Here is an 18112-nt window from a genome sequence, read left to right on the forward strand (position 1 = left end):
ACCGCCCAACGACGGCACGTTGATGCTTCCCCCCTCCGGTGACGGCCTGACCCCGGAGCTGACTGCGGCGATCGGAGGCTGGCCGCCAAAGAAGCGGTACCTCGACACGGCCTACATCCCTCCCGCGCATTTTCCGGCGGTGGCAAGCTACCTTGTCACCCACGCCCCGTCCTTCGAAACGGACGTCGAGCAGTTCCTCGAGGCGGGGCTTCGCGCGCTGGATGGCCGCAACCGACACTTCTTCCGTGGCGACGGTCTCACCGTCGTGCTCTTCTACGCCGACTGGGAGGATTGCAGCACGGCGGACGCCTCTCTCTGGCGCGACGACGGGTCCTGGTGGAAGAAGATCAGCGTGAACGCGCGCTGCTACAACCCGCCCCCTGCGCTCCTCCATCCCGTCTCGCGCTACGTCGACGAGATCCCACGGCTGCTCGCCGGGCGCCATGTGATCCTCGCCGTGGTGGGCCTCTTTCGGAAGCCGGTGCTCGTGTCCGGGCCGGACTCACCTGCCCTCCGGGCGGTCAGGGACTGCGGCCAGGAGAACGTCCCCACCGTGCGCATGAAGGCCTTCCTCGACGGCGTCAAGGCCCGCGCGCTCCCGGGCATCGAGACGCTCCACCTAGAGCCCTGCCCGACACCCACGGCGTATAGCGAGAAGCCCTTCCAGCCCCTCGTGGATCGCATCCTGGCCCGCGTGAAGCGCTGAACCAAGGGACCTCACGGCCGTGGCCAGGGGATCTCGGGGCGCTCGGGAATGCCGATCTTCGCCCGACGGAGGAACGCACGGCAGCGCGGACACAGATCGTGCTCGCGGTCGCAGGTCGCCACCTTGCCGCGCGCGTCCTCCATCAGGCAGCCGCGCACGGGGCAGTGCTCGAGCCCCAGCGTGTGACCGAGTTCGTGCACCGCCACCTTGGCCAGCCGCTCGCGGGCGTGGCGCGCGCTCTTCGCCCCCTTGCGCGCACGAAAGGCCGAAATCACCCCCACGCGCCCGTCGAGCGTGGCGAGCCCCATGATCCCCCAGTCCTCGACCGACCCTTTGGTGGTCGAGATGTCCACCGCCGTGAGACCCAGGATGCGCTTGCCCCCCGCGGGCAGCCGCTGCGCGAGGTGCTCGAGGAGCTTCTCCGCCCGGTAGCGCTTCCGCGGCGCGTAATAGGCCGCCTCGGGGAGCGGCATCGGCGGCAAGCGCTTCACCTCCCAACCATAGAAGGCCCGTAGCGCGCGCTCGACGAGCAGCACGTCCTCCGCGGGCAGGCTCTCGCCGAGCGGCTGCAGATAGACGGCCCCCTCGGGCGGGGCGGCGGCCACGTACGGCGCCGCTGCGAGCAGCGAGAGAAGCGAGAACACCGCCCAGCGCAGAACGGATCGCGGTCGCATCATCGCGTCAGTATACGCGCGGGAGGCCGTGAGCCTGCCCCGCTCCGGGCCCACGGTGACCCTCGCCACCGCGCGGCACCGCTCCAAGCATTGACCCGTGGGCACCCTGTGGTCATCCTCGGATCAGCTCACGCCTTGGAGGGGGGACCATGCCCGGGGCCAAACTGAGACGCGGCCGGACGCTGTTCGCCGGCTGCCTCGTGTTCATTTTCGCCTGCACGACGCCGCCGTCCGAGGCGCCGCCCCCGGACGCGCGCGCCGCCGATAGCTACGTCGCTCCGCGCGGCCAACCGACGCGGGTGGACCTCGTGGTCATTCGCCCCACCTGGGGCGAGTCAGGCTCGATCCTCGTCCTTGCGCACCGTACGCAGCTCACCCTCGAGGCGCTCCTGAACCCGCCGGACAAACGCCCGATCCGCGACCTGCGCTTCGGCATCGTCTCTTCGTCGCTCACGCCGGGCCCCGGCGACGAGGCTCCTCCGCCGCCTCACATCCCGCCCAACGACGGCACGTTGATGCTTCCCCGCTCCGGTGACGGCCTGACCCCGGAGCTGACTGCGGCAATCGGAGGCTGGCCACCAGAGAAGCGGTGCCTCGACACGGCCTACGTCGCTCCCGCGTATTTCCCGGCGGTGGCCCGCTACCTTGTCACCCACGCCCCGTCCTTTGAAACGGACATCGAGCAGTTCCTCGAGGCGGGGCTCCGCGCGCTGGATGGCCGTAACCGACACTTCTTCCGCGGCGACGGCCTCACCGTCGTGCTCTTCTACGCCGACTGGGAGGACTGCAGCACGGCCGACGCGACGATCTGGACCTCCGACTGGTCCTGGTGGGACAAGATCACCCCGAACGCGCGCTGCTACGATCCACCCCCCGGGCTGTTGCATCCCGTCTCGCGCTACGTGGAGCAGATCCCACGGCTACTCGCCGGGCGCCACGTGATCCTCGCCGTGGTGGGCCTCTTTCGGAAGCCGGTGCTCGTGCCCGGGCCGCCCATCTTGCCTGCCCGCCGGGCGGTCAGCGACTGCGGCAAGCAGAACGTCCCCACCGTGCGCATGAAGGCCTTCCTCGACGGCGTGAAGGCCCGCGCGCTCCCGAGCATCGAGACGCTCCACCTCGAGCCCTGCCCGACGCCCATGGACTTCGACAAGCAACCCTTCCAGCCGCTTGTCGACCGCATCCTGGCCCGCGTGAAACGCTGAGGCGCCACGTCGAAGCTCAGGCCACGTCCAGCTCTCGATACGCGAGCAGATAGGCCTCGAACCCGTCGGCGATCCCGCGCAAGGGCGCGACGAGCTCGCCGGTGCCGGGGTCGGGCACGCGGATCTCGTCCCACACCACGCGACCGAGGACCTGAAAGCCGAGGCGGTCGATCCAGATGCGAGCCGAGATCGGGCTCGAGCAGCCCACGAAGGCGCGCGAGAAGCCGTGGTCGCGCGCGAGAGAGAGTCCCTCCTCGACCAGCCGCCGCCCGATCCCACGGCCGGTCGCTGACTCCGCGACGCCGAGGTAGGCCTGATGCAGGACCACGCCCGGCCGGCGCGGCTGGGCGAGCACGCGCGCCCCGGCCTTCAGCGCGCTCGTCCGCGCGCGATACTCGGCCACGGCGGCGAGGAGCGGATGCGCGCTCTCCGTGAGGCTCGGGGGTGAGGCCGCCGCGAGCCCGTGGTCCTCGGCGAAGAGGACCCCCACGACCTCCCGCGTGCCGACCTCGCGGGCGAGCACGGAGAGACCCTGCGGCGCCACGGCCCGCGCGTGGACCCCAAGAAACCCGTCCACCATCTCGGGGGTGGCCCTGAGCGCCCGGGCCACCGGCTCGCGCGCCGAGAAGCAGCGACAGAAAAGGGCTACCGCCTCTTCGGCCCTCGAGGCCTCCACCACGTCGTATTCGATGCCGTCTCGCATCCCGCGCTGCATGCCGCACGCCCTCCCTCGTTTTCGATGAGCTGCTCCGGGAACGCTAGACCGACGCGCGCACCATCGCCACGATCTTCTGAGTCTGCGCTCCAACGATCGTGGCATATCGCTTGCTCTGCGGCAGCGCGGGGATAGCACGCCCCGTTGCGAGGAACCGCCATGCGCCTCCGCCGCCGGAGCCCCCTCTTGCTCGTCGCGACGCTCGCCGTCGCCGGCTGCGCGCCGCCCGCTCCCGCACCCCTCTCCGAGGACGAGCACGCGGAGCTCATGAACCGCGCCCACGAGGAGCTCGCGCGTGGCAAGGCCGACGGCGTGGGCTGCTCGGGAATCGTGCCGCCAGACCGCGGTCCCTTCGGCAAGCAGATCGCCCTCACCTTCGACGACGGGCCACTCGACGTGGCGCGCACGCGCAAGGTCATGGACGTGGTGGAGGCCCACGGCACCCGCGCCACCTTCTTCATCAACGGTCGCCACTTCCCCCAGCGCAACGGCGAGCTCTCCCCGACGCGCGTCGCGCTGCTCCAGGAGATGCTCGCGCGGGGCCACCAGGTGGCCAACCACACGCAGAACCACGCCAACGCGACCAAGCTCAGCCTCGAGGCCTTCGAGCGCGAGGTCAAGGAGACCGAATCCATCGTGCGCGAGGCCACCGCGACCCGGCCCTACTACTTCCGCTATCCCGGGGGGGCCGCCACCTGCGACACCAATCGGCGCGTCACCGCCCTCGGTTACGCCGTCACGGGCTGGCACATAGACTCGGCCGACTGGTGCTTCGGCGTGGATTCCACCGAGACCGAGGACTACTGCAGCCCGAACACCTTCAGGCACGTCGGAGAGGCCTACCGGCACGATTTCGCGGGGTGGATCCTGTACCAGCTGAAGAAGCTCGGCGCCTCCGGCAAGCCGCTCCTCGACGGAGGGATCCTGCTCATGCACGACTCGCAGGCCTTCACGGTGCGCAAGCTGGACAGCGTGCTCACGCGCCTCGAGCAGGAGGGGTTTCGCTTCGTGATGCTCTCCGACCGGCGCGTCTTCCCCAAGCTCAACGCCGCGCTTCCTTCGTCGCTGTGGCACGACGGTGGGGTCGCCGACGCCGCTCCGCGTGACGCCACCCCGCGCGACGCGGGCCCGCGCGAGGCAGGCACGCTCTCGGACGGAACCTCGACGGACCGCCTTCACCCCGTCGGCCCGTTTTCCACCCGCTGCGCGGGCTGCGACCTCGCGACGCACGATTGCCGGGCCTACAAGGGGACCTATACCTGCACCGCGCGCAGCGCGAGCTGCAGCTACACCGACGGCTACCTCTTCAAGCAGTGCGACTGCACCGGCTGGGCCTTCTGCCTGCCGGGCAACGTCTGGGGCCGCTGCGGCCAGGCGCCCGCGGGGATCTTCAGCTGTCGCTAGGGGCTGTCGCCAGGGCGTGTTCCTAGTTCTTGGACCGCGCCGGAGCGAGCGGCGCGATGGGCGTGTGACCCGGCACGCCCGGCTGACGCACGAGCGCGGCCTGCCCGTCGAGAAAGCGGACCTTGAGCGGCGCCTTGCCTCCCTTGGCCGTCCAGTGGGCGAGCTCCTTCTTGAGGGCTCCCACCGTCCACTGGTCTCCGTAGAGCGGACCGCGCACGTTCGCCTTGTAGAAGGTCCGGACGAGGGCCTCGAGCGTGTCGACCGTGATCGCCGGCCGCCGGATCCCTGCCGGCGCGGTGCGAATCGTCTTGAGCGCCCGGGCGAACATCGGCGCGATGTTGAAGCCCATCGGGTCCCATTCGAACTCGCCCGCGCTCTCGTCGTTGAACATGCGTCCGGCCTGCGCCACCGCCTCCCGGGTGCCTCCGAGGCGCTGGAAGGCCCGCATCAGGCTGTAGAAGGTATCCTGCAAGATGATCGCATTGCCGCTCGCGCGCGCGACCCGCGCGAGGAGGCGCAGCCCGGGTTCGCGGTTCTTCGGGCTCAGCCGCCCGAGCTCTGCGGCCAGCTCGCCGACCGCCCCCACGTCGAGGTCGTCGGCCCCGCGGTTGAAGGTGCGCACGGCCCGATCGAGAAAGGCGAGGCCCACCTCGCGCTGGCCAGCGCTGCCGCGATTGGCGAGCTCCACGCCGTTCCGCACGAGGGTGATGAAGCTCGAGCTGGACGGGTCGAGCGGTGCCGACTTGCCCGCCCCGCCGAGAAAGCTCGAGAGCTTGCCGGAGAGCTTGTCGAGACCCCCGCCGGCCGCCCGGGCGCTCGCAGCGCAGACCGTCGCCGTCGCGACGAAAGCGACCCCGGCCAGCATGAGCCTCAGGCATTGACGCGCTTGCATCGGTCGCTCCATCGGTCGGTGTGCTAGGAGGATGAGCAACGCGCGTGCCAGGGCCACGGCGCCCCCATAACCCGATGAATCGCAATATTTTCATCGTGTTCGAAGTGGCCGATGCAGACCCACGAAGCGGGCGCGAGGGGCTGCCGCAGTGGAGCTGCCGGCGACCGAAGCCGCCGGCGGACGCTGGCCGGGACCCGCGGCGCGCGGGGCGCCGGAGGGGAAGGCGCGTCAGGTCGCGCGCCTCAGACCACGAGCGGCTTGCCCGCCCGCAGCCTGACCAGCGCGGTGCTGAGCAGGTCCACGTGGTCCCGCTCCTCGGCCTCGAGCTCTCGGTAGAGCCGCCAGGCCTGCGAGCCGTGGTCGAAGCGACGCCCGGCCTCGAGGAAGAAACGCCGCGCCCGCTTCTCGAGCTCCACGGCGAGGCGCAGGAGCGAGAGCGCGTCGTCCACCGCTCCCTCGACGCCGGCGTAGACGGCTACCTGCGGCGGGGTGAGCCCGGGAGCCGCCGCGTTCGGGAGCGCCACGTGGTAGCGCCGGACGAGCGTCGCGAGGTGCTCCTTCTCCATCTCCGAGAGGCGCCGGAAGAGCTCGGCCAGCTCCGGGCTCGCGGCGCTCGCCGCCCCCTGCTCGTAGAACGCGATCCCGCCGAGCTCGATCTCCAGCGCCTGTCGCACCGCGCGCGTCGTCTCCTCGTCGGTCGCCTCGCTCGCCGTCCCGGCCACGAGCGGCCCGCCGCACGACGGGCACAGGCCGTACGGGAAGGCGAAGCCCTCGTAGACCTTGTGGCAGCTCCCGCAGGCCCACGCCAGCTCGAGCTCCGCGCAGCAGACGTACTCCTCGCTCCCCTCGACGGGGCCGTGGCACTTCGGACAGCGCTGCTCGCCCTGCGCCTCGACGGCCAACTCCCCCTCCACGGCCTTCTCCTCGCGCAGCACCGGAGGCCAGACCGAGCGATCGCGGAGGTACGCCCCCACGGCCCGGGCCGCCCGCCGCCCCGCGCCGAGCGCCAGGATCACCGTCGCCCCGCCGGTCACGATGTCGCCACCGGCGAAGACCCCCGGCATGCTCGTCGCCTGGAGCGTGCCGTCCGCCACGATGTAGCCCCCGTCGCGCGTCTGCAGCCCCGGCGTGGCCTGCCCGATGATCGGGTTCGCCCGTGTGCCGAGCGCGTAGATCACCGTGTCGCACGGGAAGAGCTCTTTCTCGCCTTCGACGGCCACGGGACGCCTGCGCCCCGACGCGTCCGGCGGCCCGAGCTCCATCTGCTGGCAGACGAGCGCGCTGACGTTGCCCTTCTCGTTGGTCTGGATCTCGAGCGGCGCCCGCAGCCAGTGGAAGCGGATCCCCTCCTCGTGCGCGTGCCGTAGCTCCTCGGCGCGCGCCGGCGCCTCGGCCTCGGTGCGCCGGTAGATGCAGTGCACCTCCTCGGCCCCGAGCCGTCGCGCGACGCGCAGGCAATCCATCGCCGTGTTGCCCGCCCCGAGCACCACGACCCGCTTTCCCATCGCCACCGGCGTGTCCTCGTAGGGGAAGCGGTCGCCCCCCATCAGGTTCACGCGGGTGAGAAACTCGTTCGCGCTGTAGACCTGCCCCGCGAACTCGCCGGGGATGCCGAGGAAGCTCGGGAAGCCGGCCCCGGTACCGATGAAGACGGCGTCGTAGCCCATCTCCCCCATGAGCTGCTGGATCGTGAAGGTTCGCCCGATGACCTTGTTGGTCTCGATGCGAACCCCGAGCTGCTCGAGCGCCTTCACCTCGCGGTCGATGATCTCGCGCGGCAGGCGGAAGCTCGGGATGCCGTAGCGCAAGACCCCGCCCACGACGTGCAGCGCCTCGAAGACCGTGACCTCCGCGCCCTCCCGCGCCAGGTCCCCGGCGCAGGCGAGGCCCGCGGGTCCGGAGCCCACGATCGCCACGCGGCCGAGCTTCTCCGTGCCCGTCACGCGCAGCCCGCTGCGCGGCGCGTGGTCTCCGACGAAGCGCTCGAGCCGTCCGATCGACACCGACTCCATCTTCTTCGTCAGGATGCACTGCGCCTCGCACTGCATCTCCTGCGGGCAGACGCGGCCGCAGATCGACGGAAAGAGGTTGCTCTCCTGGATCACCTCGAGCGCGCCCCCGAGGTCCTGCACCAGCAGGTGACGGATGAAGCGCGGGATGTCGATCGCCACCGGACAGCCGGCGATGCAGGTCGGGTTCACGCACTGGATGCAGCGTTGCGCCTCGGTGAGCGCGTCCGCCATCCCGTAACCCAGGTTCACCTCGAGGAAGTTCCGCGACCGCTCGTCCGCGGGCCGCTCGGGCATCTTCGTCGCGTGCGGGGGCAGGTCCTTCAGCTTCTTGTAGTTGCGCTTCTCGAGCTCGAAGAGCTGCTCCTCCACGTTGCAGATGCGCTCGAAGTGCGCCCGCGCGTCCCCCTCCTGCGACCGGAAGCGCTGCTGCCGGAGCATCAGCTCCTTGAAGTCCACCTGGTGCCCGTCGAAGTCCGGGCCGTCCACGCAGGCGAACTGCACCTTGTTCGAGACGGTGACGCGGCACGAGCCGCACATGCCGGTGCCGTCCACCATGATCGCGTTCAGGCTGACCATGGTCTTGACCCCGTGCGGGCGGCTCACCTCGGCGCAGGCCTGCATCATGGGCAGCGGACCGATGGCCACCACCAGATTCGCCTTCTCCGCGCGCCCGAGCACCTCGTCCAGCGCGGCAGTCACGAAGCCGGGCCGACCGTACGAGCCGTCGTCGGTGCAGACGATCAGCTCGTCGCAGTAGCGCGCGAAGCGGTCCTCCCAGAAGACGAGCGACTTGTTGCGAAAGCCGATGATCCCGGTGGTGCGATTGCCCGCCTCCTTGAAGGCGCGAAGCTGCGGAAAGATGGGGGCCACGCCCAGGCCGCCGCCCACGACCACCACGTGGCCCGGCTGGCCGACGTGACTCGGCAAACCGAGCGGGCCGACGAAGTCGGCGAACTCGTCCCCCTGCTTGAAGCCCCGCATCATCTCCTGCGTGGTCTTGCCCACCGCCTGGATCACCATCGTGACCGTCCCCCACTCGCGGTCGAAGTCGGCGATGGTCAGCGGGATGCGCTCGCCGCTGTCGTTCAGGCGCAGCATGACGAACTGCCCGGGCTGCGCCGCGCGCGCCACGTCGGGGGCGTAGACGTCCCATAGAAAGGTCTGCTCGGAGAACTGGGCGCGATGGACGATGCGGTACATGGGTTCCTCACATACCCCGGACGCGTAGCACCCAGCCTTGCGGGAGATCAAGGATGCGCACGCGCCGGACCCCTTCCGCCGGGGTGTCCCGCCCCGGGAGGCCCCGCCAGCGCCCCGACACGCCTCGGTAGCGGACTTCCCACCGGGGCGACCCTGGTGTACGGTGCGCCCCGTTCGTCCTTCGAGGAGCCACACCATGCGGTTTCATCGGCACGCCATCCTCGCGGCGCTCCTGGGCGCGCTGGGCCTCGGTCACCCTGCCTCCCTGCACGCCGCGCCGGCCCCCGCGCCGGACGCCATGACGCAGATCCAGCAGCTCAACACCGAGGCCGCCGCCGCCTTCGAGGCCTACAGCTACGGCAAGGGGCGCGCGAAGCTCCAGGAAGCTCTCGGCGTCGCCGCGCGCGCCGGCCTGGCCAAGGACAAGCGCCTCGCCGCCACGCACATCCTCCTCGGGGTCGCCGCCATCGCCGGGCAGAGCGACCTCTACCGCGGGCTCCACGCCTTCGTGGCCGGCCTGCGACTCGACCCGAAGGCGCAGGTCCCGAAGCGCCTCTCGAACCCCGAGCTGGAGCAGGCGCTCGCGAGCGCGCGCCGCACCGCCGCCGTGGTGAAGGCCCCTCCGACCATCGACATCACCGAGCCGGCCGCCGCCGCCGCCGCCGCCGCTGCGGCCACGCGGATCAAGGCCAGCGGCCTCGATCACTCCGCGATCGACGAGGCCAAGCGCGGCTACCCGATCCCCGTGAAGGCCGCCGTGGGGACCGACGTCCAGGCCCACCGCGTGCAGCTCTTCTACCGCTCCGCGGGCACGGTGGAGTTCGTCGGCCTGCCCATGTCGCGCGAGGCCAACGTCTTCCGTGCGGCCATCCCGGCCGCCGCCACGAGCGGCCGCTACGTCCACTACTACATCGAGGCCTACGATCCGCGCGGCCGGCTCGCCGCGTCGAACGGCTCGGCGCGTGGCCCCAACGTGGTGATCATCAAGTAGCGCCGCGCCCCCAAGGCGTTCGCGCGCCCCCACTCAAGGAGAATCGTCGTGAAGCCACGTCTCACCCTCGCGCTCGGCGCCCTCGTCCTCACCGCGCTCCTCGGCTCCACCTCCGAGGCCAAGAAGGCCGCCAAGGCCGTGAAGGTGGAGCTCGTCACCTCGATGGGCAAGATCGTCCTCGAGCTCTACCCCGACAAGGCCCCCAAGACCGTCGAGAACTTCGTCAAGTACGTGAAGGACGGCCACTACGCCGGCACCATCTTCCACCGCGTGATCGACGGCTTCATGGTCCAGGGGGGCGGCTTCGACGCCAGCTTCAAGCAGAAGCCCGGTCGCCCCGCGATCCAGAACGAGGCCGACAACGGCCTGAAGAACGATCGCGGCACCATCGCGATGGCGCGCACCCCGAACCCGCACAGCGCCACGGCGCAGTTCTTCATCAACGTGTCGGACAACGAGGCCTTGAACCATCGCGGCAAGGACCTGCAAGGCTGGGGCTACTGCGTCTTCGGCAAGGTCACGAAGGGGATGGACGTGGTGGACAAGATCAAGGCCGTCCCGACCGGTGCCAAGGGCCCGTTCGGCAAGGACGCGCCGCAGACCGACGTGCTCATCAAGAGCGCCAAGGTGCTCTGATGCGCCACCTCGCTCCGAGCGTCCTCTGCCTCTCCTTCGCGATCGCCGCCGGCGGCTGCAAGAAGACCGAGCCTGCTGCGACCGGCACCGCCCCGGGGAGCGGCGCCCCCGCGACGCCGGGCTCGGCGGCGGGCAAGCTCGTCGAGCTCGACACGAGCCTGGGGAAGATCCGACTCGAGCTCTTTCGTGACAAGGCCCCCGCCACCACCGAGAACTTCCTCCAGTATGTCTCCGCCAAGCACTACGACGGCACGATCTTCCACCGCGTGATCGACGGCTTCATGATCCAGGGGGGCGGCTTCGACCCCACCTTCCGCGAGCGCCCCACGCGGGCGCCGGTGAAGAACGAGGCCGACAACGGGCTGAAGAACGTGCGCGGCACAGTGGCCATGGCGCGGACCCCCGACCCGCACAGCGCCACGGCGCAGTTCTTCATCAACGTGAAGGACAACGCCTCGCTCGACCATCGGGACAAGACCGACGGCGGCTGGGGCTACTGCGTCTTCGGCAAGGTCGTCGCCGGCCTGGAGGTGGTGGACAAGATCAAGGCAGTCCAGACCGGCGCCAAGGGGCCGTTTCAGACCGACGCCCCCCAGATCGACGTGACGATCAACGGGGCGAAGGTGGTGGAGTAGAGCCCCCCTTGGTGGCGCGATGAAGCTGATCATCCAGATCCCCTGCTTCAACGAACGCGAGACGCTCCCCCTCGCCGTGGCCGCGCTGCCGCGGGAGATCCCGGGCGTCTCGTCGATCGAGATCCTGGTGATCGACGACGGGAGCCGCGACGGCACCTCCGAAGTGGCCCGCGACGCCGGCGTGCACCACATCGTACGCTTCAGCCAGAATCGAGGCCTCGCGCGCGCCTTCAACGCCGGGATCGACGCCGCCCTGCGCCTCGGCGCGGACATCATCGTCAACACCGACGCGGACAACCAGTACAACGCCGACGACATCCCCGCGCTGATCCGCCCGATCCTCGACGGGCGCGCGGACCTCGTGGTGGGGGACCGGCAGGTCCACACCATCGCCCACTTCTCGCCCACCAAGAAGCGCCTCCAGCGGCTGGGGAGCTGGCTCGTGCGCCTCGCCTCGGGCACCACCGTCCCCGACGCGACGAGCGGCTTTCGCGCGATCAGCCGCGAGGCCGCCCTGCGCATGTTCGTCACCTCGGACTTCAGCTATACGCTCGAGACGATCATCCAGGCCGGGCAGGCCCACCTGGCCGTCGAAGGGGTCCCGGTCCGCACCAACCCGAAGACGCGCGAGTCCAGGCTCTTTCGCAGCATCCCGCAGTACCTGCGGCGCTCGGGCGCGACGATCCTGCGCATCTACGCCATGTACAAGCCGCTCAAGGCCTTCGCGTACCTCTCGTCGGCGCTCTTTCTCGCCGGTGCGGGGCTCGGCCTGCGCTTCCTCTACTATCACTTCACCTCGCCGACCAACGCCGGCAAGGTCCAGTCCCTGATCCTGGCGGCCGTGCTGCTCATCGTCGCGTTCATCGTCTTCGTGGCCGGGATGCTCGCCGACCTCATCGCCGCGAACCGCAAGCTCCTCGAGGATGCGTTGATGCGCCTCCGACGCCTCGAGCTCGGCGCCGGGATCGAGCGCCCCCGCCTGCCGACGAGCGAGGCGCGCTCGCTCGGCCTTCAGCCGACACCCGACCCGAGCTCCCGCCCGGCGGCCGAAGGGGAGGTGCCCGTGCGCGCCCCCCTCCCCGGCCCCGGGGCGCAAAAGTGAACGAGCATTCTAAAAAACAGACCAAGCGGCTGCTCGTGCGCGGGGCGATCGGCCTCGTGGTCACCGTCGGCCTGGTCTGGGTCCTCTTCCGCTACGTGGACTGGCCCGAGGTCTGGGGCGTCCTCCGCAGGGTCGGCCCCCGCCACGCGGCGCTCGGCCTGGGCATCTACCTCCTGCTCTACCTGGTGCGCGGCTACCGCTTCTGGCTCCTCGCCCCCCGCACCCCCTTCCCCGTCATGATGTGCATCACCGCCGTGCACAACGTCTTGCTGCGGCTTCTTCCCATGCGCACCGGGGACTTCTCCTACGCCATCCTGGTCAAGCGCGCCGGCACCGCGGGCCTCGGCGAGAGCCTCATCGACGTGCTGCTCCTCCGCCTGCTGGATACCACCGCGGTGGTCGCTCTCTTCGCCGCGACGCTGGCGCTGAACCCCGGGCTCTTTCGGGCCAGCGTGCCGATCACCCTCGCCGCGACCTGCGGCGTCGGGACCTTCGGGCTGCTCTGCGTGCTCTTCTTTCGCCCGCTGCTGCGGCTCTCGCACGCCGGGGCGAGCCGACTCCTCCGGCTCGTCCGCGTGGACCGGCACCCCCGCATCGGCGCCTTCCTGACCAAGATCGACCGCACCGTCACGACCTACCGGGCGCTTCCGACTCGCACCGTCCTCGGTCTCGCGGCCTGCACCATGGCCCAGTGGATATTGAACTTCGTGTTCGTCTTTGCCATCATGCGCGCGTTTTCGATCTCCGTGGGACCCGCGCAGGCCGTCCTCGGTGGCACGGCCGCAGTCGTCACGGGGTTCCTTCCCATCGGTGGCATCGGGAGCTTCGGCACCCTGGAGGCAGGATGGGCTCTCGGCTTCGCCCTGGTGGGGCTCCCCGCGAACGTGGCCGTGGCCTCGGGCTTCGGCTTCTCCATCGTGACCTTCGTCTATGCCGCGCTCTTCGGGGTGATCGGCTGGTTTCTCCTCGGGCGCGTCGGCCGCGCCCGGAGCACGACCCCGTGACCGCGAGGTAGGTCCGTGCTTCCCACCGACCGCTCGAGCGAGGCCTACGCCGACACGATGCCCATGGGGAGCACCGAGGAGGCCGAGGCCCGCCTCGGAGCCAGCGCCGCCGCCGAGCGCCGCGCCCACTCGCGCTGGCCGCGGCTCCTGCTCGCCGCGCTCCTGGCGCTCCTCGCCGTCGAGCTCGGGGCCACTCTCGTCCAGCACCTGCGCGTCCCCAGCGAAACCGACTGGCAGGCCGCCTCCAAGGCCGTACGGCGCGACTGGCGCCGCTACGGGGACGCGCTCCTCTTCGCGCCCGCGTGGGTCGACCCGCTCGGACGCCAGCACCTCGGGGACCTCCTGACCCTGGAGAGCGCCTCGCTCTCGGACGTGGACCGCTTCAGCCGCGTCTATCAGGTCTCCGTACGCGGCGGCGTGCACCCCTTCGTCGCCGGCCTTCGCCCGAGCTCGACCGACCGCTTCGGCGGCGTCACCGTCACGCGCTACGATAAGCCCGCCGAGAAGGTGACCTACAGCTTCTACCACCGGCTCGGGGAGGCGCAGGTCGAGCGAGCGGGCCCCACACCCGCGCGCTGCGTGCGCCAGCCGCACCCCTACGGGGCGACCCGCATCCGCTTCGTCTGCGACGACCGCGCGAGCTGGAACTGGGTCGGCCAGCACCTCGCGGAGGTCAACCATCGCCCCTACCACTGCATCTACGCCCACCCCTTCGAAGGGCACCGGATGCGCGTCACCTTCCCGAACGTGCCCCGCTCCCGGCGGCTGGTGGTGTATACGGGCCTCGACGACTTCGAGAACCGCAAGAAGTCGAAGGCTCCCGTGACGCTCGAGGTGTTCGTCGGAGAGCGCCGGGTCGGCCAGATCCGCCACGACAGCGACAGCCCCTGGCGACGGACCGAGCTCGGCTTCGGCGAAACCTCGGGCGCGGCGCTCCACCCCGTCCGCTTCGAGGTCACGACGGACCTCGCGTACGCGCGAACCTTCTGTTTCACCGCGGAGGCGCGCAACTGATGACGCAGAGCCGTCTCACCCGCACGGATCGCTGGCTCGCACTCCTGCTCTTCGTCGGGACCTTCTCGGCCCTCGGCCTGGCGCAGCGCGACCAGGGCGTGATGCGCGACGAGGGGACCTACTTCCAGGCCGCCGAACACTACTGGGGCTGGTTCGCCGAGCTCGGGGACAACCTGAAGGCCGGTCGCTTCAAGGCCTCCTTCACCCCGGCCTCCATTGGCCGCTACTGGGGGACGAACAACGAGCACCCCGTCCTCTTCAAGACGCTCTTCGCCTTCTCCTGGCGAGCCTTTCACCGCTGCGAGTGCACCAAGAAGGGGGCCCAGTACCACCCGCTGGCCTACGACAAGCCCCACAAGACGCTCGGCTGGCTCTCCGAGATCAGCGCCTTTCGCCTCCCCGGCTGGCTCTTCTACGCCCTCGCGGTGGTGCTGGTCTTCCTCCTCGGGGTCCAGCTCGAGCACCGCACCGCCGGACTGACCGCGGCGCTCCTCTACGCCACCCTGCCGCAGGCCTTCTTCCACGGCCAGCTGGCCTGCTTCGACAGCGGCGTGACCACCTGCTGGCTGCTGGTGGTGTATGCGTACGTACGTTCGCTTACCGCCGCCCGCTGGGGCATCTACGCCGGCCTGCTCTTCGGCGTGGCGCTCGCCGCCAAGCACAACGCCTGGTTCCTGCCGCCCCTGCTGCTCCTCCACTACCTGGCCGTGGTGCGCCCCGACCTCTCGCTGCGCCCTCTCCGGCTCCCCCGCGTGCCGCTCGCTTTCCTGGCCATGGCGCTCCTCGGGCCGCTGGTCTTCTTCGCCCACTGGCCCTGGCTCTGGTTCGAAACCCGGGCCCATCTAGAAGGATACTTCGGATTCCACCTGCACCACGCCTACTACAACATGGAGTACCTCGGGACGAACTGGGGCCCCCCACCGCTCCCCGTGAGCTACCCGTTCGGCATGACGCTCTTCACGGCGCCGGTCGTCTTGCAGGCGCTCGGGCTGGTGGGGCTGCTGATCTACGCGCGCGCGCCGCTCTACGCCCTGCTCGAGCGCTTCACCGCCTTTCGCGCCCCCGTCGAGCCGGACCTCTTTCGCTTCCCGGCCAAGCGCACCTGGCTCCGGCCCGGCCTCGGGCTCAATCCCCGCCCCGGGCTCCTCTTCTTCGTGAATGCGCTCTTTCCCCTCGCGCTCATCGCCCACCCGAAGGTGCCGATCTTCGGCGGCACGAAGCACTTCATGCCCGCCTTCCCCTTTCTGGCGCTCCTCGCCGGCGTCGCGGTGGCGCGCCTGTGCGGCTGGCTGGCCGATCAGGGGCGCGCGCGCTGGGCCGGCATCGCGCTCCCGCTCCTCCTCGCGCTCCCCGGCGCGACGAGCACGGCACTCACCCACCCCTTCGGTCTCTCGCAGTACAACGCCCTCGCCGGCGGCCCGGCCGGCGGCGCGGACCTCGGGCTCAACCGTCAATTCTGGGGCTACGCGCCGCGCCAGCTCCTCCCCTGGATGAACGAGACGCTCCCCCGGAACTCGCGCGTCTACTTCCACGACCTGAGCCACGACAGCTACGGGGCCTACCTCCGCGACGGCCTCCTGCGCCCGGACATCGTCTACTCGGGGATGGAGCTCCCGGCCATCGAGGCCTCGACCCACGCCCTCGTGATCTACGAGCTCCACTTCAACAAGTACGACTACTGGATCTGGAACGCCTTCGGCACTGTACGGCCGGAGAAGGTCCTCACGCTGGACGGCGTGCCGCTGGTCGCGTTCTACAAACGGTAGCCACGCTCTCTGCCGGCCGTACGGCGTGCGACCCACCTCGCGCTTCACACTTCTTTACACTCTTCCGAACCCATCTTCACTTGACTGAATCTGCGTTCACCGCCATAGAGTATCCATTCACCATGGCGACCGTCCGCAAGCCGAAGTCGAAGGCCACCACCCCACCAGCCTCGGCGCCCGACCGAAAATCCCGGGCGATCGCTCGCACTCGCCAGGACATCCTCGAAGCCGCGGGGAGGGCCTTCACGCGCAAGGGCTACCACCGCGCGACCATGGAGGACGTGGCGCACGAGGCGGGGTTCTCCGTGGGGTCCCTCTACAACTACTTCGCCGGCAAGGAGGAGCTCTACCGGGGGCTCCTCGAGGGGCTGGCCGAGCACTTCGACGCCTCGTATCACGACCCGCTGCTGCGGAGCCTCCCCTTCGAGCAGCGCTTCGAGACCCTGATGCGCAAGCAGCTCGGCATCATCGAGGCCCGCCGCGAGCTCTTCGCCTGGTTCCTGGCCGACCGGTGGCACTTCGACTGGGAAGCCAACACGCCCACGGGGCGCATCGCGAAGGCCTGTCACCAGCGCATGCTTGAGCACGTCACCGCGCTCGTCAGCGAAGGTATCGCCGAGGGCACCTTCCGCCCCGGCGACGCGCGCGCCATGGCCTACTTCATGAGCGGAGCCATCAACGCCGTCGTCTCTCGGTGGTTGGGTGGCGACGCGCCGGGCTCGCTCACCGACCAGGTGGGCATCCTCAAGGACCTGCTGCTCCACGGCCTGGGGCAGCCCCAGCGACGACGCCGATGAAACCTGACCGCCCGAGATACCGCACGCCGCACCCCGTGACCCTGCTCCGCCTGGCCCTCTGGCTAGGCGTGGCGCTTCTCGTACCGCGCCCGGCGCGCGCCGATACTCGCGCGCTCCACCTGCGCGAGGCCATCGCCCTCGCGCTGCGGCAGAACACGCAGGCCCTGCAGGCCGACGCCCGGATCGAGGAGGCCGAAGCCCGCCGCAAGAGCGCCCGCGGGCGCTTCGGTCCCCAGCTCTCGACGGACATGTCGGTCTACGTCTGGAACCAGGCCGAGGACGCGGCGCTCTCGATCCCCGGCGTTCCGGCGGGCGCGATCCCCCCCATGCGCATCCGCGACCAGGTGACCGGTCAGATCAACGTGTCGCTCGCGCAGCCGCTCACCGCCATCTACCAGGCCTACAAGGGCTACCGCATGGCCGCTCTCGGCCGCCAGGCCTCCGGCACCGGGAAGGAGCAGGTGCGGCAGGTTCTGGCCTTCGAGGCCTCGCGCGCCTACATCGGCCTGAAGCAGGGGCAGACCGGCCTCTCCATCGCGCGGAGCGCCGTGACCCAGCTCAAGGCGCAGCTCAAGCAGGTGGAGGCGCTCCAGCGGGCGGGGGTGGTGGATCGGAACGACGTCCTCAAGGTGCAGGTGGGGCTCGCCCGCGCGGAGGAGACCGTGATTCGCGCCGAGGCGGGCGTCTCGCTCGCACAGAGCGCGGTAGCGGTGATGCTGGGCCTCGATCCCGCCACGATCGTCGATCCCGTGGAGCCCTTCGCCGATCCCCCGCCCCCCTTGGGCCTCGACCTGGCCGCCTGCGTGGCGACCGCCGCGCGCAATCGCCCGGAGCTCAAGCTGGCGAACACCGGCGTCCAGATCGCGCGCGCCGGCCAGCAGGTGGCGACGTGGAACCTGCTCCCGCAGGTCGTGGCCATCGCCAACTACCAGCACACCGAGGGGCAGGGCCTCTTCTTCCCCAAGGACTCCGTCTTCGTGGGCGGATCGCTCAAGTGGACCTTCTGGGAGTGGGGGGCGAGCTACTACGGGATCGACGAGGCCCGGGCGAAGGTCCGGCAGGCCGAGCAGGAGTTGCCGATCCTCAAGGCCCGCCTCTACCTCGAGCTCAAGCAGGCCTACCTGGACCTCCAGGTGGCCGGCAAGGCCCTCACCGTCGCCGCGGCGAGCGTGGTCCAGGCCGAGGAGGCCTACCGCATCGAGCAGGCGAAGTACAACCGCCAGGCCATCACCACCACCGAGCTCCTCGACGCGCAACTCTCGGTGACCCGCGCGCAGCTCGCGCGCACCAACGCCCTCTACGGCTGGTATCTCGCCCGCGCCGCGCTGAAGAAGGCCATGGGCGAGCCGGCCCTCTAACTCC

16 protein-coding genes are annotated in these 18112 nt (G+C 70.3%); 12 read left to right on the forward strand and 4 right to left on the reverse strand.

All coding sequences use genetic code 11. The annotated features are described in order from the left end of the window. Nucleotides 1-22: 22 nt before the first annotated feature. Complete coding sequence (locus tag IT371_06340; protein ID MCC6747258.1) at nucleotides 23-706, forward strand: hypothetical protein; 684 nt, start codon at nucleotides 23-25, stop codon at nucleotides 704-706. An 11-nt stretch (nucleotides 707-717) separates the two neighbouring features. Here the strand turns inward: IT371_06340 and IT371_06345 are convergent, their stop codons facing one another. Then, complete coding sequence (locus tag IT371_06345; protein MCC6747259.1) at nucleotides 718-1383, reverse strand: matrixin family metalloprotease; 666 nt, start codon at nucleotides 1381-1383, stop codon at nucleotides 718-720. Nucleotides 1384-1529: 146 nt separating this feature from the next. Here IT371_06345 and IT371_06350 point away from each other — a divergent pair, with 146 nt between their 5' ends. Continuing rightward, complete coding sequence (locus IT371_06350; protein ID MCC6747260.1) at nucleotides 1530-2582, forward strand: hypothetical protein; 1053 nt, start codon at nucleotides 1530-1532, stop codon at nucleotides 2580-2582. Between the two features lie 16 nt (nucleotides 2583-2598). Here IT371_06350 and IT371_06355 read toward each other — a convergent pair whose 3' ends face one another. Continuing rightward, complete coding sequence (locus IT371_06355) at nucleotides 2599-3297, reverse strand: GNAT family N-acetyltransferase (GenBank protein ID MCC6747261.1); 699 nt, start codon at nucleotides 3295-3297, stop codon at nucleotides 2599-2601. A gap of 159 nt (nucleotides 3298-3456) precedes the next feature. Here IT371_06355 and IT371_06360 point away from each other — a divergent pair, with 159 nt between their 5' ends. Beyond that, a complete protein-coding gene (locus IT371_06360; GenBank protein ID MCC6747262.1) occupies nucleotides 3457-4701 on the forward strand; it encodes a polysaccharide deacetylase family protein in 1245 nt (414 codons plus the stop codon). A 22-nt stretch (nucleotides 4702-4723) separates the two neighbouring features. On the opposite strand, the gene IT371_06365 is transcribed toward IT371_06360, so the two are convergent. Together IT371_06365 and gltA are read right to left on the reverse strand one after the other, a co-directional pair. Further along, nucleotides 4724-5593 (reverse strand): hypothetical protein, encoded by an 870-nt coding sequence (locus IT371_06365; GenBank protein ID MCC6747263.1) that lies wholly within the window; start codon nucleotides 5591-5593, stop codon nucleotides 4724-4726. Nucleotides 5594-5835: 242 nt separating this feature from the next. Beyond that, complete coding sequence (gene gltA / locus IT371_06370; protein ID MCC6747264.1) at nucleotides 5836-8805, reverse strand: NADPH-dependent glutamate synthase; 2970 nt, start codon at nucleotides 8803-8805, stop codon at nucleotides 5836-5838. Between the two features lie 196 nt (nucleotides 8806-9001). Between gltA and IT371_06375 the strand changes: the two genes are divergently transcribed. The 9 genes from IT371_06375 to IT371_06415 all read left to right on the forward strand — a co-directional run bounded on the left by IT371_06375 (nucleotide 9002) and on the right by IT371_06415 (nucleotide 18108). Beyond that, the gene (locus IT371_06375) at nucleotides 9002-9796 is read left to right on the forward strand and encodes a hypothetical protein (GenBank protein MCC6747265.1); all 795 of its coding nucleotides are present in this window, start codon (nucleotides 9002-9004) and stop codon (nucleotides 9794-9796) included. 42 nt (nucleotides 9797-9838) lie between these two features. Further along, nucleotides 9839-10432 carry a peptidyl-prolyl cis-trans isomerase gene (locus IT371_06380; protein ID MCC6747266.1) on the forward strand — a complete coding sequence of 198 codons (594 nt, stop codon included), beginning with the start codon at nucleotides 9839-9841 and terminating at the stop codon, nucleotides 10430-10432. Then, nucleotides 10432-11067 (forward strand): peptidyl-prolyl cis-trans isomerase, encoded by a 636-nt coding sequence (locus IT371_06385; protein MCC6747267.1) that lies wholly within the window; start codon nucleotides 10432-10434, stop codon nucleotides 11065-11067. The genes IT371_06380 and IT371_06385 overlap by 1 nt, the downstream gene beginning before the upstream one ends. 19 nt (nucleotides 11068-11086) lie before the next feature. Continuing rightward, entirely contained in the window at nucleotides 11087-12169 is a 1083-nt protein-coding gene (locus tag IT371_06390) for a glycosyltransferase family 2 protein (protein MCC6747268.1), read from the forward strand. Then, entirely contained in the window at nucleotides 12166-13173 is a 1008-nt protein-coding gene (locus tag IT371_06395) for a flippase-like domain-containing protein (protein MCC6747269.1), read from the forward strand. The genes IT371_06390 and IT371_06395 overlap by 4 nt, the downstream gene beginning before the upstream one ends. 15 nt (nucleotides 13174-13188) lie before the next feature. After that, on the forward strand, nucleotides 13189-14187 hold the full coding sequence (locus IT371_06400) for a hypothetical protein (protein MCC6747270.1): 999 nt from the start codon (nucleotides 13189-13191) through the stop codon (nucleotides 14185-14187). Next, nucleotides 14187-15953, forward strand: a complete 1767-nt coding sequence (locus IT371_06405) for a glycosyltransferase family 39 protein (GenBank protein ID MCC6747271.1) — start codon at nucleotides 14187-14189, stop codon at nucleotides 15951-15953. The genes IT371_06400 and IT371_06405 overlap by 1 nt, the downstream gene beginning before the upstream one ends. Before the next feature lie 122 nt (nucleotides 15954-16075). Continuing rightward, nucleotides 16076-16750 carry a TetR/AcrR family transcriptional regulator gene (locus IT371_06410; protein ID MCC6747272.1) on the forward strand — a complete coding sequence of 225 codons (675 nt, stop codon included), beginning with the start codon at nucleotides 16076-16078 and terminating at the stop codon, nucleotides 16748-16750. Next, on the forward strand, nucleotides 16747-18108 hold the full coding sequence (locus IT371_06415; GenBank protein ID MCC6747273.1) for a TolC family protein: 1362 nt from the start codon (nucleotides 16747-16749) through the stop codon (nucleotides 18106-18108). Before IT371_06410 ends, IT371_06415 begins: the two co-directional genes overlap by 4 nt. The last annotated feature ends 4 nt before the right edge of the window (nucleotides 18109-18112 follow it).

The sequence above is a fragment of the Deltaproteobacteria bacterium genome (genome assembly GCA_020848905.1).
Lineage (GTDB): Bacteria > Myxococcota_A > Polyangia.